13 protein-coding genes are annotated in these 15,641 nt (G+C 44.3%); 8 read left to right on the top strand and 5 right to left on the bottom strand.

Translation table 11 applies throughout. The annotated features are described in order from the left end of the window. Nucleotides 1-85 precede the first annotated feature (85 nt). Together R3D00_19780 and folE are read right to left on the bottom strand one after the other, a co-directional pair. On the bottom strand, nucleotides 86-940 hold the full coding sequence (locus R3D00_19780) for a hypothetical protein (GenBank protein MEZ4775435.1): 855 nt from the start codon (nucleotides 938-940) through the stop codon (nucleotides 86-88). 68 nt (nucleotides 941-1,008) lie between these two features. After that, nucleotides 1,009-1,737 carry a GTP cyclohydrolase I FolE gene (gene folE, locus R3D00_19775; GenBank protein MEZ4775434.1) on the bottom strand — a complete coding sequence of 243 codons (729 nt, stop codon included), beginning with the start codon at nucleotides 1,735-1,737 and terminating at the stop codon, nucleotides 1,009-1,011. A 228-nt stretch (nucleotides 1,738-1,965) separates the two neighbouring features. On the opposite strand from folE, the gene R3D00_19770 reads away from it, so the two are divergent. Both R3D00_19770 and R3D00_19765 read left to right on the top strand, forming a co-directional pair. Further along, nucleotides 1,966-3,447 carry an NAD(P)/FAD-dependent oxidoreductase gene (locus R3D00_19770; protein MEZ4775433.1) on the top strand — a complete coding sequence of 494 codons (1,482 nt, stop codon included), beginning with the start codon at nucleotides 1,966-1,968 and terminating at the stop codon, nucleotides 3,445-3,447. Beyond that, on the top strand, nucleotides 3,372-4,268 hold the full coding sequence (locus tag R3D00_19765) for a glutamate--tRNA ligase family protein (GenBank protein MEZ4775432.1): 897 nt from the start codon (nucleotides 3,372-3,374) through the stop codon (nucleotides 4,266-4,268). The genes R3D00_19770 and R3D00_19765 overlap by 76 nt, the downstream gene beginning before the upstream one ends. A gap of 294 nt (nucleotides 4,269-4,562) precedes the next feature. Here R3D00_19765 and R3D00_19760 read toward each other — a convergent pair whose 3' ends face one another. Continuing rightward, a complete protein-coding gene (locus R3D00_19760) occupies nucleotides 4,563-4,880 on the bottom strand; it encodes a hypothetical protein (GenBank protein ID MEZ4775431.1) in 318 nt (105 codons plus the stop codon). An 89-nt stretch (nucleotides 4,881-4,969) separates the two neighbouring features. Beyond that, nucleotides 4,970-5,698, bottom strand: a complete 729-nt coding sequence (locus R3D00_19755) for a TIGR02206 family membrane protein (protein MEZ4775430.1) — start codon at nucleotides 5,696-5,698, stop codon at nucleotides 4,970-4,972. A gap of 540 nt (nucleotides 5,699-6,238) precedes the next feature. On the opposite strand from R3D00_19755, the gene R3D00_19750 reads away from it, so the two are divergent. The 3 genes from R3D00_19750 to R3D00_19740 all read left to right on the top strand — a co-directional run bounded on the left by R3D00_19750 (nucleotide 6,239) and on the right by R3D00_19740 (nucleotide 8,415). After that, nucleotides 6,239-6,616, top strand: a complete 378-nt coding sequence (locus R3D00_19750) for a GxxExxY protein (protein MEZ4775429.1) — start codon at nucleotides 6,239-6,241, stop codon at nucleotides 6,614-6,616. 452 nt (nucleotides 6,617-7,068) lie between these two features. Beyond that, nucleotides 7,069-7,884, top strand: coding sequence for a hypothetical protein (locus R3D00_19745; GenBank protein ID MEZ4775428.1), 816 nt, complete (start codon nucleotides 7,069-7,071; stop codon nucleotides 7,882-7,884). A 12-nt stretch (nucleotides 7,885-7,896) separates the two neighbouring features. Next, complete coding sequence (locus tag R3D00_19740; protein MEZ4775427.1) at nucleotides 7,897-8,415, top strand: hypothetical protein; 519 nt, start codon at nucleotides 7,897-7,899, stop codon at nucleotides 8,413-8,415. A 228-nt stretch (nucleotides 8,416-8,643) separates the two neighbouring features. Here R3D00_19740 and R3D00_19735 read toward each other — a convergent pair whose 3' ends face one another. Then, the gene (locus R3D00_19735; protein MEZ4775426.1) at nucleotides 8,644-9,231 is read right to left on the bottom strand and encodes a hypothetical protein; all 588 of its coding nucleotides are present in this window, start codon (nucleotides 9,229-9,231) and stop codon (nucleotides 8,644-8,646) included. Between the two features lie 194 nt (nucleotides 9,232-9,425). Between R3D00_19735 and R3D00_19730 the strand changes: the two genes are divergently transcribed. The 3 genes from R3D00_19730 to R3D00_19720 are packed head-to-tail and all read left to right on the top strand — an operon-like array spanning nucleotide 9,426 to nucleotide 15,556. Next, nucleotides 9,426-10,889, top strand: a complete 1,464-nt coding sequence (locus R3D00_19730; GenBank protein ID MEZ4775425.1) for a class I SAM-dependent DNA methyltransferase — start codon at nucleotides 9,426-9,428, stop codon at nucleotides 10,887-10,889. Nucleotides 10,890-10,940: 51 nt separating this feature from the next. After that, complete coding sequence (locus R3D00_19725; GenBank protein MEZ4775424.1) at nucleotides 10,941-12,224, top strand: restriction endonuclease subunit S; 1,284 nt, start codon at nucleotides 10,941-10,943, stop codon at nucleotides 12,222-12,224. Next, entirely contained in the window at nucleotides 12,221-15,556 is a 3,336-nt protein-coding gene (locus R3D00_19720) for a DEAD/DEAH box helicase family protein (protein MEZ4775423.1), read from the top strand. The genes R3D00_19725 and R3D00_19720 overlap by 4 nt, the downstream gene beginning before the upstream one ends. Nucleotides 15,557-15,641: the final 85 nt, after the last annotated feature.

Here is a 15,641-nt window from a genome sequence, read left to right as displayed (position 1 = left end):
TTGGACTGACAAAGGAAAACAATTTTGACTAAAATAATTGCTCGTTGAAGGTACGAATATTTCCCCTGAAGGAGAATGATATATCTCACTTCACCTTTGAAATAAGAAATGAATGGTAGGCATTTTGAAGCAGGATGTACAACATGGGTCCGAGTGCAACCAACGGCGACATATAGGTCAGCCCCAGCCAGATGCCAAAAATCGTATTTTTTCTGGCGAGGGCCATGCTGCCTTCGGCTTGCATCGTTTTGCCTCCGGCGATTTTTCCCAAAAGCAAACTCAGCGCAAAAATGATGACTACCACCAGAGCGATTCCCGCAATTTCTCCAATTCCTGCGGTGCTTTCAAATCTTATAAAATGTGTGGCTTTGGCAATCGCGATATACACATTGAGGATAAAGAGGTAAAACGAAATCCGGTTGAATGTGTCAATTTTTTTGTTGAGTGTGGGAAAAAAGGTTTTAATTCCTATAGCCAAAACCAGGGGGATGAGAATCACCGTGAGTACGGAAGAGAATATGTCCAGCGTTGTCACGCCCGATGACGCGGGAATAATTAAGGGAAGCACAACCGGAAGGTAGAGGGCCGTCGCGCAATTGGTGGTGAGAATAGCCAGAGTTACCGGCGCGATTTTGCCCTTCAGGTAACCCATAATCACTGGAGCCACTGAAGCTGTCGGCTGAATGGCCAGCACAAACCCTGCGAGTGCGTAGGTTTCTGACCAGTTTCGCACGATCAGATACCAGGCAAGGGGGAGTCCAAGAAAAAATACCAGTAGCCAGATTTGAATTCTATGGAATATATCTTTGTTCAGGCTGATTTCCCTGAAGGAAAAAAACAGCATGAGCATGATAAAATATTTTACCAGAAAGGTGATTTGGTGGCCGACGGGAAAAACGATTCCCAAAATCATGGCCATAACCAGGTAGCGGATATCCATGTGGCAAAATAAAAAAAAGCCCGGAGCAAAACTCCGGGCTAAAGGATCTATTAAAACTACTACTACTACTACATAGATACATACTGTAAAAACTCCTTCCGGGTTTCAGGATTTTTAAATTTTCCTGAATATTCTGCAGTAATTGTGCTGCTGTTTACGTCGTTGACGCCTCTTGAAGACACACAATGGTGGTTGGCGTCGATGATCACCGCTACATCTTGCGTTCCCAGCGATTTTTTGAGCTCTTCGGCAATCTGCCGGGTCATTCGCTCCTGTACCTGCGGGCGGCGGGCATAGTATTGAACAATACGGTTGAGTTTGGAAAGTCCCACAACTTTTCCGTTGCTCATATAAGCGACATGTACGCGTCCATATATCGGCACAAAGTGGTGTTCACAGTTGGAGTAAAAGGTGATGTCCTTTTCTACCAGCATTTCTCTGTACTCATATTTATTTTCAAAAAGCCTTACGTCGGGCTTGTTTTCCGGGTTTAGACCGCTGAAAATTTCCTTTACATACATTTTGGCAACACGACGTGGCGTACCACTCAGGCTGTCATCGGTAAGGTCGAGACCCAGGGTCTCCATGATCTCGCGAAAGTGAGCCGTGATTTTTTCGATTTTCTGATCATCACTCAGCGCAAAGGCGTCAGGTCGCAGTGGCGTATCTACGGAAGTGGCCACGTGATGGTCGCCAATCTCGTCATGATAAGTCCCGTGTTTCCCTGTGTGGTGGTGGCCGTTATGACTTTTTCCGTTCAAAGACGAGCCATTCCACAAAGTTTCGTTCGGTTTCATTTATTATTATTATTAGTTAAAGAGAATTCCATACAACAAACGGCAACATACTCAAAAGGTTCAAACTGATTATAATTCAAATTTACTTATTCTTTCCCGTATCTTATGTCGCCTGAAAGACCTGGGGAATTTTATCCTGTTCCTGATTACAAACAATTCCTTATTCATTTTGTTTAAACTTTGATTTTAAATCTTAAACAAAATGTATTTCGGGCGAAATCGCTGATTATGCAAAACACAGAAATACTGGTAATCGGAAGTGGAATGGCTGGGTTGACGGCTGCGGCACTGTTGGCAAAAGACGGTCATCATATTACGGTTTTGGAGCAAAACTGGTTGCCTGGCGGTTGTTCTTCTTCCTATCCGCGCAAACATTTCTGGTTTGAAAGTGGGGCAACTACCTTGGTCGGGTTGGACCCCGGTATGCCTGTACATTTTCTTATGGAAAAGACGGGTATTTCTTTTCCCGTCAAAAAACTGGAAACGCCGATGCAGGTATATCTCCGCAACGGCCAAAAAATCACCCGGTATCAGGACCTCGAACAGTGGATCGCAGAGGCGGAACGTGTCTTTGGTCCCGAAGGGCAGCGGCCTTTTTGGGAATATTGTTACCAGATCAGCCAGTTTGTATGGCAAACCTCCCTCCAGCAGCTTTCATTCCCGCCTTCCTCTCTCAATGATTTGCTCGATACTGCCCGTAGTTTTCGTCCGGCTCAGCTTCGTTTTGCCATTCTGGCTTATCAGTCTATGGGGGATCTGCTGGCAAAATATGGTTTGGACACTAACCCCGATTTTGTGGCTTTTGTCAACGAACAATTGCTGATCACTGCACAAAATTACCATCACGAAGTCAATGTGCTCTTTGGCGCAACGGCACTTTGCTACACACTTTTTTCCAATTTTTATGTCCCCGGGGGGATGATCAAAATGGTTGAGGCCTTAACGGGTTTTATCCAGTCCAAAGGGGGCGAAATCGTACTTCGCAACCCGGTGGAAAAAATCACCAGAACCATAGACGGGTTTGTCGTACAGTCAAAAAAGGGAGAATACAAAACGCAAAAGGTGATTTCGGCCATTCCGATCAACAATACCCTCAGTCTGTTTGATAGTCCTGCACTCACAAAAAAATATAAACCCAGGGTTATGCCCTCTGATATGCTCAACAGCGCGTTTTCTCTGGGATTTGCGGCAAAAAGATTCCGGGAATTTGACAGTTTACACCATCAGATCCACCTCGAAAAGCCTTTTTCCTTTACCGATGCCAAAAGCATATTTCTCAGCCTGAGCGATCCCAATGATCATATTCGCTGTGAGGCTGGACAAATGGTGGGGTCTGTCTCTTTTCATCTGCCTGATCCGGGAGAGCGGCTGGTGGAAAATAAAGAAACCGTTCAACAGGAAGTACTCGACTTGCTGGAGGCGCGGGGATTTATCCGGAAAGAAGATTTGCTATATGTCCATTCCTCCACACAAAAATCATGGGAAAAATGGACAGCAAGAAAATGGGGATTTGTCGGCGGATACCCTCAGTACATGAATATTAAACCCTGGCAGATGATCGATGCCCGACTTAATGGCTCAGGTGCTTATATTTGTGGCGATAGCGTGTATCCGGGGCAGGGAATTCCGGGTGCATGTCTGAGTGGGATCATCGCATGGAAAAAATTATCAGCAGACTGGCACCTACCCCGAGTGGCTTCCTTCATATAGGCAATGCGGTTAACTTTGTCCTTACCTGGGTGCTCACCCGAAGGGCAGGGGGGAAGTTATGGCTGCGGATAGATGATCTGGATGCGCCGCGTATGCGGCCTGAGTATCTGGAGGATATTTTCCGCACCATTGACTGGCTGGGACTGGACTATGATTTTGGTCCGTCGGGACCCGATGACCATATCAAAAGTTTTTCACAGCAAAGCCGGCAGGATACCTACCTGGCCGCGATTGAGCAGCTGAGACAGGGGGGTGGGGAAATATTCGCCTGTGTATGTTCACGGTCAGAAATCCGCAGCAATAGCGAAGCGGGGCAATATGGGGGAACCTGCCGAAATGCCGGTATCCCGTTTATCCAGCCAGAAACTACTATAAGAATCGCCACTCCACCTGACGCCGTGATTAGCTGGAGCGATCATTTATTGGGAAAAACTTCGGTAAACCTCTATGACCAAATGCGAGACTTTGTTGTAAGGCGTAAAGATGGCATTCCCGCTTATCAGATTGCTTCTTTGGTAGATGACCTTCGTCTGGGCGTCAACCTGATTGTCAGGGGGGAAGATCTTGCAAATTCTACGGCCGCTCAGCTGTTTCTCTCCACCTTTTTATCTGAAAATGCTTTTTCCCAAACCCAATTTTACCACCACCAGCTTCTTACTGACGATGAAGGGCGAAAGCTTTCCAAGTCAGCGGGTGCATATTCTCTCAAAGAAATGCGGGAATCCGGAAAAAGTACTTCTCTTGTATTCAGCCTGGCTGCCCAAATACTTGCCCAACCGGGGGGACACTTCCTTTCGGCTGTTGATTTTCTTGATAAATGAGCGCGTAAACCCAACTGTCGGAGTGATCCGGAAGTTGCGAAGTCGCCTTTGGTGCTCCGATCGTCAGGGAGAATAACATTTCTCCATTGGAGAAGCGGGGATGCGCGCTACGGCGTGCAACGAGGAGGAAAATAGAAGGGGGACACCTTCTGTGCTACAAATATGTGACTCCTCCGGAGTCCCGGCTTCGCCGGAAAAACAGGAAAAAAATTACTTGCACCGGGTTTTGCCGTTAAGTAAGACCTCTTTCCCTTACGACAATTTGATTTGCGCCCGTTACATAAGGTATCAATTTCACCTTTGGGTAAGCAGTTGCTCAAAAAGTAAACGAATGGTATGAAGTTCGCTTTCTTCATTGTGGGAATTGTACTGATCTTTGTCGCGGTTGACCCAACATTGTTTTACAGTCGCTGAGCCGTCTGCCGCCATCGCGAGTTCTATCCGGAAAATTTCGATTCCTGTCCAACTACGGTGAAAGTATAAGTAGTTGTCTTCGAAGAATATAAACCATTTATCTTCCATCTCATGGGGGATCAGTCCGTTTTTAAGCCGGGTTACCTCCCAGGGTTGGAATTTTTTTTCGAATTGTAATTCGGCGCGTGCTTCAGGCATGGGGGTATTTTGCCACGTTGTTCGGGTTGCGATTTCCATTTGAATAATTGTATAATGAGTGGGCTAATTTAAAGTGAATTTGGGATAAATTAAGCGGTGTTGTCTTGAAAACTTTTCCGCTTACTCAGATAAAAGGGTAAATACAGCAGAAGGAAATAGGGAATGACAATTAGCTGCGCCACAATAATATACCAGGGCCAGGGGCCAAAGAGGTCCAGCACAGTCGCGAAGGGCGGTTTGCTGTTGAGGTAAAAATAGTTGGTATCGAGCAGGGTGTTGATACCCATCATGAGCAGAAAATAGATTTCTAAACCAATATAAGATCGAAATAAGCCCCGGAGAGTCGGACGGTATCCCCACACAAATGTGGCGTATAAAACGATGATTACCAGTCCGTTGTGCACAATCCAGAATTTCCAAAAGGTATAATGAGGAAATCCGTCCTGAAGATCAGGCGTAATAATCGCCTGAACTGTGCCCGCAAGAATCCAAAAGAGAATCAGTTCATAGACTTTTTTGTTGCGGGTAAAAGTAAATATCGGAATTGTAAGGGCGAGAAAGTTGCACAATACCAGGGGTAAATCTTCTTTGTAATTGAACTTTCCCCGAACCACTTCAAGTATTGTCCAGATAATCACGGTGGTGGAAACAAATATTCCCAGTAGGTTGAGGATTCGTTGCTTTTCGATTTCTCTCGAAGTGGTTTGCCCATAACGGATAACCATATATCCCAAAACTGCGGAAACCAACACCACACCGATATGCTCAAAGCCCCAGGTAGTGAAGCGCGTATTTTCAGAGAAAAACAGTTCAAACATAAAAAAATAGTAGAAGTCTACATCTAAGACAAATATCCAAGAAATCTCGTCAAAATGAAATCCATTGTAAAACGTCACTGCCTTCTGCGAAACTCTGCGATTCCTTCCTGTCTGCCTTAGCAGATGCGTGAACCTTCAATATGTTGATCATGGATCAGTTACGTTGATATGAACGCAGAGTAACGCAAAGTACCACGCAGATTAACGCAGAATACCCTTTGCGAAACTCTGCGATTCCTTCCTGTCTGCCTTAGCAGATGCGTGAACCTTCAATATGTTGATCGTGGATCAGTTACGTTGATATGAACGCAGAGTAACGCAAAGTACCACGCAGATTAACGCAGAATACCCTTTGCGTCTGCCCGAGCAGATGCGATTCCTTCCTGTCTGCCTTAGCAGATGCGTGAACCTTCAATATGTTGATCGTAGATCAGGTTTATAATTTTCAACGCTCGGGTTCGAAAAATGCCAAATAGTTTCTGCAATATTTTGAAGAAAAATATCTTTATTTGAAAATCAACCTTTTTAAACACAATACATATGACTGAAAATGAAATCAGCTACCAAATTATTGGTTGTGCTATGAAAGTTCATAGTGAGCTTGGACCAGGCTTATTGGAAAATGCTTATGAGAAATGCCTTATTTACGAACTTGAACAATCAGGTTTAAAGGTAGAACAACAAAAAGCATTACCCTTGATGTACCAAAATATCAAGTTAGAGCTAGGTTACCGTATAGATTTACTTGTTGAGAGAAAAGTAATTGTAGAGATTAAAGCCGTAGAGGTTCTTCATGAAGTTCATATTGCTCAATTACTCACGTATCTTAAGTTGTCAAAACATCGGTTAGGATTATTAATAAACTTTAATGTAAAAAGTTTGTCAAACGGAATTCGCCGTCTGGTTCATGACCTTTAGGTGGAGATGCGCTTGCAAAACCTTCAATATGTTGATCGTGGATCAGTTACGTTGATATGAACGCAGAGTAACGCAAAGTACCACGCAGATTAACGCAGAATACCCTTTGCGAAACTCTGCGATTCCACTGCGATTCCTTCCTGTCTGCCTTAGCAGATGCGTGAACCTTCAATATGTTGATCGTGGATCAGTTACGTTGATATGAACGCGGAGTAACGCAAAGTACCACGCAGATTAACGCAGAATACCCTTTGCGAAACTCTGCGCTTCCTCTGCGTCCTCTGCGTGAACCTTCAATATGTTGATCGTGGATCAGTTGCGTTGATATGAACGCGGAGTAAGGCAAAGTACCGCTGAGGATTTGTTTTCTCTTTGTGAAACTTTTGCAAAATCTATCCATTTTGTACAGATCATCATCTGACTTCATTTAGAAAATTATTATATTTCAATGTATGAAACTAATCGAGAGATTTCTGCAAGGCAAAACAGGACGGGCAGAGGATTGTGAAGATTTTCTGGTTTTCTCAGAAAATTTTGCTGCTGTCATTGATGGTGTAACTGCCAAAAGCCCGGAGATGGCTGGCTCTGGCCGTGTGGCAGCTGAGATTCTAAGCAACGTCATTGAAAATTTGCCCGAAACTATTTCCTGGGAAGATTGCCTCGCCCGGTTGACTGAAGCAATTTTTCAACATTATGAGAAAACCGGTATCGCCGATAATGCCCGCCATAATCCTCGTTTGCGGATGGGCGCATCTGCCGTAATTTTTAGTGTAGCACGCAGCGAAATATGGCTCATGGGCGACTGCCAGTGTCTGGTCAATGATGTGTACTTCGACAACCCGACGTCAATTGATAACATCATGAGCGAGGCCCGGGCCATGTACAATCACATCGCCCTGCAGTCGGGCAAAACTCCTGAAAGTCTGGCCGAATCTGATCCCGGCAGGGAATTTATCAGCCCATTATTACAGAGCCAGAGCCTGTTGCAAAATAATCCCACTGCCGGTGAATTTGCTTTTTTTGTCATTGACGGATTTGAACCGCTCAAAAATCTTGTAAAGGTCATTTCCGTACAAAAAGGCGATGAAGTGGTGCTCGCTTCTGACGGTTATCCCAGACTTTTTTCGACACTTGATGCTTCAGAAAAATATTTGAGGGAGTTAATTACACATGATCCACTCCTGATTTCGTTATATAAATCTACCAAAGGGGTGAAAAAGGGCAATATCTCTTTTGATGACAGAGCATATCTGCGTTTTCTATTTTAAATCTGCCGGACTATGAAGATTACTCAAATTGTACTACCCGCGATCCTGTACCTGCTCCCGATGGAATTGTCAGCCCAACTGATGTATTCCTCCACAACGATTGAAGACCTCTCTTTTTTGCTGGGAACCTGGGAAGGCGAACTGGAATACCTCAACTATCATGATCTATCTGTCAGTGACCGGATACCCGTAAGCTGGGAATTTCGGAGAGTAAAAAACAAAATTGTTTACGTCTGGAATTTTACCCGTCCCGACGGACTTCCAGGCAGGCAGAAAAGCCATATTGAGTTTAAAAATGGATTGCTGTATTTTGGCGACGGGTATTATGAGCTGAAGGAAAAACGCACATCCCGTAGTGCAAATAATCAGGAATGGGTGTTTTACCGAAGGGCGAAAGAGGGAAAAGAAAAACTGATGATCAAACAAACCCTCATTCAAAAAGACAAAACCCTGATCCTCAAAAAAGAAATCCAGCCGCAGGGAGAATTTGAATTTGTCCCCGTTACCATTTACCGGATGGAGCGGAAATAGAGGTAAATTTAATATGAGTCTGCGACAGTAAGTTGAAAAGGCTCTTCCTCCGACTGTCATAGAAGTAGGTGTTGAATTCTTAATTCCCTCATAATATTAACCACAAGGAGCACGACGGATTCACGAAGGGCACTAAGGTGAATGCGTTCTTTGTGCCCCTTGTGGTTTCCCTTGTGCCCTTCGTGGTTTCCCGAATTCTTATGAAAAGTTCATTTGTCTCAAAAAATTTCACCTTTCAGTCAAATAGTAGATTCCCTGTTCTCTGACGAAAATGTAAAGTGGTTTTTTAACCGAATGCCCGTCTTCCGTTTTCCATGACACGAGGTAAGACAATTCAAAAGAATGGCCTGCCCGGAGTTCCCGATCGACTTTTGCCATGAGGGTGAAAGTCAGCAGTCCTTTGCCCGCCACAAAACCTTTGAAGCTTGTGCCGGGTTTGAGCGCCTCTGCGGCTTCCCGCCAGGCGGGATCAAATGACAATCGCAGAAAACCGGCCTTATTCATATTAAACCCATTGCCGACGGTAAGACCACCCGAAACCGGAAAAGGATTCTCCCACGGATCAGGAGCTGATGGGCCGGAAATCTGCGGCAGTGTTTGCTGCCAGGGGTCGGATATCTGTTCCGGTCGCCAGTTTTTGGGAGGAAGGGGTGCTGTGTTTGGGGTGGAAATGACGGGCAGACTGATCACCTGTTCGCAGAGAATCCAGGGGTTGTCGCAGGAGTTTTGGTTATGCCATTGTGCATGGAGGGAGGCGGAAAAGCCCGTAAACAAAACCCCCAAAAACAGAGAGAGCGGTAAAGTAGAAAAATACATAAGCAAAGACTTTGGGTACATTCAAAGGTTCGTTCCCCAACCCCCGCAAAACGTAACTCCCCAATTGTTCTGTTTTCTGCCAAAATATTTGGTGGGCTGGAAAAGTATGAGCAGATTTATTTTTTGAAGCAGATGGGGTGGGGAGGGAAAAATTTTGGGCCTAAACCAATAAAACGAACAACTAAATTGACACAATGATCACCGGAGAGTTAAAATCACAGATAGACAGAGTGTGGGAAGCCTTCTGGACGGGCGGACTTTCTAATCCGTTGACGGTAATTGAGCAAATGACCTACCTGCTTTTTATTCGCAGGCTGGATGAACTCCATACCGCCAAAGAACAAAAGGCCAACCTGTTACAAAAACCCATCGAAGAACCGATCTACGATGAGTCAAACCAGCAACTTCGATGGAGCCGCTTTAAAAACATGGACCCGGAAGTCATGCACAAACTTTTTACCCAACAGGACGGCGTGTTTGACTTCCTCAAAAATGTGGGCAGCAAAAGTGCTTCTTTCTCCAAATTTATGAAGGGAGCAACTTTTATGATCCCCACGCCCCGATTGCTGGCTCAGGTTGTGGAAATGATTTCTCACATCCCGATGCAGGACAGGGACACCAAAGGCGATGTGTATGAGTATCTCCTGGGCAAAATTGCTTCCGCCGGGCAAAACGGACAATTCCGCACGCCGCGCCATATCATCCGGATGATGATCGATATGGTACAACCTACGATCGAAGATGTGATCTGTGATCCTGCGGCGGGTAGTTCCGGGTTTTTGGTGGGTTCCAGCGAATATATCCGCGAGCATTTTGAAAAAGAACTTTACGATGAAAAAGCGCAGGAACATTTCCAAAACAGGATGTTTATGGGCATGGAGTTTGACCCTACCATGATTCGCATTGGTGCCATGAACCTGATCCTTCACGGTATTGAAAACCCGCAGCTTTCTGATGTCGATGCATTGAGCGAAGCCAACACGGGTTTTACCGAAAAAGCGACATTGGTGCTGGCAAACCCGCCTTTCAAAGGCAGCCTCGACCGTGAAGCGGTGGATGGAAAAATCCTCAGCGTGGTTGACAGCAAAAAGACAGAACTTCTGTTTCTGGCATTGATTTTAAAAGGCCTGAAACTGGGCGGACGTGCAGCGGTGATTATTCCCGACGGGGTGTTGTTTGGCAGCAGCAAAGCGCACCAGCAAATACGCAGAGAGCTGATCGACAACCAAAAACTTCAGGCCGTGATCAGCATGCCCAGCGGGGTGTTTAAGCCCTATGCCGGGGTGAGTACGGCGGTTTTATTATTTACCAAAACCAACAGCGGCGGAACGGATACTGTCTGGTTTTATGACATGCAGGCCGATGGGTATAGTCTGGATGACAAACGCAACCCCATCGAGGCCAATGATATCCCCGACATCGTATCGCGTTTTTTAAACCTGAAAGCTGAAACAAACAGAGCCAGAACAGACAAAAGTTTTATGGTTCCTGTAAAAGAAATACAGGACAACAAATACGACCTCAGCATCAACCGCTACAAAGAAGTCGTGTACGAAGAAAAAACGTACGAAAAACCCGAAGTGATAATCGGACAAATTGAAGCCCTCGACAAAGAGCGGGCGGAATTGTTGAAACAGTTAAAAGCGATGTTGTTATGAATTCCGATAGTTTAGTTCATGCCATAGAGCGCAAACCGACCGAAGTGCGGCATGATGGTTTTCGCCCATTTTGGCGTTGCCCCCAAAAGAACTGTTAGAAGCCTTCATTCAAAAAGAAATGGAAACATGGAAGTGAAAAACGAAAAGTATATGGGAGAAATAACTAAAAGCGATGCTGGTATGGGTTGGGAAATGGTGAAGCTTTCAGATGTGGCTGATGTAATTGCAGGACAATCACCTGAATCAAAATTTTACAATGATAAGGGCGAAGGTATTCCTTTCTTTCAAGGAAAAGCTGATTTTAGGTTAGATTATCCCGTAGTTAGATATTGGTGCACTCAGCCAACTAAAATTGCTAAACCTAAGGATATTTTAATTTCTGTTCGAGCTCCTGTTGGACCTACAAATATATGCGATATTGAAGCTTGTATTGGTAGAGGTTTAGCAGCAATTAGAACAGGTGAAGAATTGGACTATAAGTATCTGTATTTTTATTTTAAAACAATTGAAAACAAACTGGCTTCACAAGGAAATGGATCAACTTTTTCAGCAATAACAACGTCTGTTATTAAAGACCTCCAAATCCCCCTCCCCCCACTATCTACCCAAAAGCGCATCGCGGAGATTCTCGATGCTGCCGATGCCCTGAGGCGCAAAGACCAGGAACTCCTCAAAAAATACGACGAACTGGCGCAGGCTATTTTTATTGATATGTTTGGGGATTTTTCAAATAAAGAACAGACAAAATCTTTAAATGAATTATCAGAAATCACAAATGGGGTAACAAAAAATGAAAAATTACAGTATTCCGAAATGATTGAGACTCCATATTTAAGAGTAGCAAATGTTCAGGATGGATACTTAGATTTGTCTGAAATTAAAAATATAAAAGTAAAGCTTTCGGATTTTAAAAAATATCAATTAAAAAGATCTGACATTTTAATTACAGAGGGTGGAGATCCAGATAAATTAGGTAGAGGAACTACCTGGCAGGAAGAAATTCCAAACTGTATTTTTCAAAATCATCTTTTTAGAATACGTGTGACGAGTGAAGCAATAAGGCCATTTTATTTGGCAAAACTTATCGGGAGTAAATATGGGAAAAAGTATTTCTTAAAAGCTGCAAAGCAAACAACTGGTATAGCAACTATTAATTCAAGCCAGCTAAAATCTTTTCCCGCTATTGTTCCTCCAATAGAAAAACAATTAGAATACGAAAAAATTAGTTTGCGATTGGAAATAATTAAAAAGAATGCAGTTTCAAATCTTTTTTACTCCGATTCCCTCTTCAACTCCCTCCTCCAAAAAGCATTTAAAGGCGAACTCGTAACATGAGTAATTTTTCATTCATACCGGGTCAGTGGGCAGCTATAGCCAAAACGCCAAAAGAGGCAGAACAGCATGTATATGGCGCGCCCTTGTATGCTGCCATGCTGTGCCGCAAAAGCCTCGAAGAATGGGTGCGCTGGATGTATGAACACGACACGGACTTATCCCTGCCCTACAACGACTCGCTAAGTTCGCTCATCCACGAGCAGGGTTTTAAGAATGTGGTGGCGCCCATGCAGTTTAACCAGATCAACCTCATTCGCAAGCTGGGCAATACTGCTGTACATACCAATGCCAAAATAAAGCCGCAGGAAGCCCTGTACGCCCTTCAGTTGCTGCACGGGTTTATCGGGTGGGTAACGATGGTTTACGGCGAAGAAAAACCTCATATCCGGCGGTTTGATGAAACGATTGTCCCCAGAGAATCAGGGAAAGATAAAAGCAAAGAAGAATTGCAGCGTCTGGAAGCTGCGTATCATGCGCAGCAAAACGAGTTGCAGAAACTACAGGAAGAGCTGGCAGAAATAAAAGCCATCAAAGAACAGAATATTGCTTTTGTTCCGCCCCCCATCGACCCCAACGAAGACCTCACCCGCAAGATTTATATCGATACCTTATTGCGTGAAGCAGGCTGGGACCCTTATGGTGCCAATGTGCCCGAGTATCCGGTCAAAGATTGTATGCCCCAGGCCAACGGGACCCATGGCGATGGCAAAGTCGATTATGTGCTGTGGGGCGACGACGGCAAACCGGTTGCGCTGGTAGAAGCCAAACGCACCAGCCGTGATCCCCGCGTGGGGCAGCATCAGGCCAAATGTTATGCAGATTGTTTGGAAAAGGCATTTGGTCAGCGCCCCGTGATTTTTTACAGCAATGGCTTCCAGACGTGGATGTGGGACGATATGAACTATGCCCCACGGGAGGTATTTGGTTTTTATTCTAAAGATGAGTTACAGACACTCATTCAGCGAAGAATATTTAAAAAACCATTGGCCAGCCAGACGATTAATGATGCGATTACAGACAGGTATTACCAGCATGAAGCCATTCGGAAAATCGCTGAAGCTTTGGAGAAAAGCCATCGCGAGGCGTTATTGGTAATGGCTACGGGTACTGGAAAAACAAGAGTATCCGCGTCATTGATTGATTTTCTGAGCAAAGCCAACTGGGCAAAACGCATATTGTTTTTAGCAGACAGAAACGCCCTGATTTATCAGGCAAAAACCAATTTAAACAATTATTTACCCCACTTACCTGCTATTGATCTGACCCGTGAAAAAGAAGACGAAAGCAGCCGGATTGTTTTCTCTACTTATCAGACCATGATCAATATGATCGATGGCGAAACCGATGGCGACAACCGTTACTACGGCGTGGGGCACTTCGATGTGATTGTGTATGATGAAATTCACCGCTCTGTGTATAAGCGCTACAAAGCAATTTTTAAATACTTCGACGGAATAAAAATTGGCTTAACAGCCACGCCAAAATCAGAAACAGACAGAGACACCTATGCATTATTTCACATGGAGTCCAACAACCCGACGTATGCCTATGAGTTGGATCAGGCGGTGAGTGATGGTTTTCTGGTTCCGCCGAAGGCAATTTCTGTCCCTGTTAAGTTTCAGCGCAAGGGCATAAAATACGCAGAGTTAAGCGAAGCAGAAAAGCTGCAATATGAGGAGCAGTTTGCCGACCCGGTTACCGGAGCGTTTCCCGATGAAATTGACTCCGGCGCATTAAATAGCTGGTTGTTTAACACCGACACGGTAGATAAAGTGCTCGGGTATCTGATGCAAAATGGAATTAAAGTGGAAGGCGGCGACAAGCTGGCCAAGACCATGATTTTTGCCCGTTCTCACAAACACGCCAAGTTTATTGAAGAACGTTTTAATCATCAATATCCCGAATACAAAGGCGAATTTTTAAAAGTAATCGACTACCAGGAAGAGTATAAATACGATTTGCTTAACAAATTTAAGGTGAAGCAAAATATGCCGCAGATTGCCGTTTCTGTGGACATGTTGGATACCGGGATAGATGTACCGGAGGTAGCCAATCTGGTATTTTTTAAACCGGTGAGAAGCAGTGCGAAGTTTTGGCAGATGATCGGTCGGGGAACGCGCCTGTGTAAGGATTTATTTGGGTATGGAATTGACAAAAGAGAATTTGTGATTTTTGATTTTTGCGAAAATTTTGAATTTTTCAACAACAAACCCCAAGGTATTGAAGGCAGCACGACAAAATCGATTAGCCAGCGATTGTTTGAGTTAAGGTTGCGATTATCGTTTGTATTGCAAAATCAGGAAGAGGAAGAACTTAAAGCGTATGGCAGTTCGATATTAGAAGGGCTGATTTTACAAACACAATCATTAAATACAGATAGTTTTATTGTTCGCCAGCATTGGCGGGAAGTGGAAAAATACAAAGATCCCAATGCCTGGAATGCGTTGACAGATTTAGACATAAAGGAGATTTTTGATCACATCGCACCTTTAATGACGGAAACCGATCAGGACGAAATGGCAAAACGTTTTGATGTGTTGATGTTGGATATACAGCTTTCCATTTTGAATGGAGAAAAAAGGCAGGCGGGATTAATTCAGAAAGTAGTGGCCACTGCGGGTAAACTTTCAAAGAAAGCGAGCATCCCATCTGTTGCCAGAAAGATGGATTATATCAGGGATGCGCAAAACAAAACATTTTGGCAGGCAGGAGACATCCCCGCGATTGAAAAATTGCGTGTGGAGTTAAGAGAACTGATGAAGTTTCTGGATGTTGAGTCAACACCTGTTTATTACACCATGTTTGAAGACGAAATGCAGGGGCAGGGGATGGAACATGAGCTGGTGTATAACATCAACAACCTGGAGGCATATAAACGCAAGGTGGAGCAATATTTAAAACAACAAAACAATCACCTTACGATTCACAAAATCAGAAACAATATCCAAATCACGAAAGCTGAGTTGGGCGAATTGGAGCGAATGCTTTTTGAACAGGGCGAAATCGGCACAAAAGATGAATTTGTGAAAGCATTTGGCGAGCAACCATTGGGCAAATTTATCCGAAGTATTGTGGGCTTAGAAGTCAATGCAGCCAAACTTGCCTTTGGAGAAATTCTTAGCCGTCAAACCTTAAATTCGCAACAAATCAGGTTTATGGACACCATCATTAATTTCTTCACAGTAAAAGGGGTAATAGAACCAGCCATGCTTTTCCAGCCGCCCTTTACCGATATCAATACAAGTAGTGTTATGGGCGTTTTTGATGAAGAGACATCCAGTAAAATCATATCCTTAATCCACAAGATTAATCATACTGCAGAAGTAGCTTAGCAGCCAACAGCCAAAAGCCAAAAGCCAAAAGCCAACAGCCAACAGCCAGCAGCCAAAAGCCAACAGCCAACAGCCAACAGCCAAA

The organism is Bacteroidia bacterium (assembly GCA_041391665.1).
Classification (GTDB): Bacteria; Bacteroidota; Bacteroidia; order J057; family J057; genus JAGQVA01.
The sequence above is the reverse complement of the archived record's forward strand: the minus strand, read 5'-3'. Positions and strand labels throughout refer to the sequence as shown.

Bases quoted from the DNA above. Each gene is read 5' to 3' on its own strand.
- R3D00_19780 (MEZ4775435.1), bottom strand. From the start codon at position 940: ATGGATATCCGCTACCTGGTTATGGCCATGATTTTGGGAATCGTTTTT.
- folE (MEZ4775434.1), bottom strand. From the start codon at position 1,737: ATGAAACCGAACGAAACTTTGTGGAATGGCTCGTCTTTGAACGGAAAA.
- R3D00_19770 (MEZ4775433.1), top strand. From the start codon at position 1,966: ATGCAAAACACAGAAATACTGGTAATCGGAAGTGGAATGGCTGGGTTG.
- R3D00_19765 (MEZ4775432.1), top strand. From the start codon at position 3,372: ATGTCTGAGTGGGATCATCGCATGGAAAAAATTATCAGCAGACTGGCA.
- R3D00_19760 (MEZ4775431.1), bottom strand. From the start codon at position 4,880: ATGCCTGAAGCACGCGCCGAATTACAATTCGAAAAAAAATTCCAACCC.
- R3D00_19755 (MEZ4775430.1), bottom strand. From the start codon at position 5,698: ATGTTTGAACTGTTTTTCTCTGAAAATACGCGCTTCACTACCTGGGGC.
- R3D00_19750 (MEZ4775429.1), top strand. From the start codon at position 6,239: ATGACTGAAAATGAAATCAGCTACCAAATTATTGGTTGTGCTATGAAA.
- R3D00_19745 (MEZ4775428.1), top strand. From the start codon at position 7,069: ATGAAACTAATCGAGAGATTTCTGCAAGGCAAAACAGGACGGGCAGAG.
- R3D00_19740 (MEZ4775427.1), top strand. From the start codon at position 7,897: ATGAAGATTACTCAAATTGTACTACCCGCGATCCTGTACCTGCTCCCG.
- R3D00_19735 (MEZ4775426.1), bottom strand. From the start codon at position 9,231: ATGTATTTTTCTACTTTACCGCTCTCTCTGTTTTTGGGGGTTTTGTTT.
- R3D00_19730 (MEZ4775425.1), top strand. From the start codon at position 9,426: ATGATCACCGGAGAGTTAAAATCACAGATAGACAGAGTGTGGGAAGCC.
- R3D00_19725 (MEZ4775424.1), top strand. From the start codon at position 10,941: ATGATGGTTTTCGCCCATTTTGGCGTTGCCCCCAAAAGAACTGTTAGA.
- R3D00_19720 (MEZ4775423.1), top strand. From the start codon at position 12,221: ATGAGTAATTTTTCATTCATACCGGGTCAGTGGGCAGCTATAGCCAAA.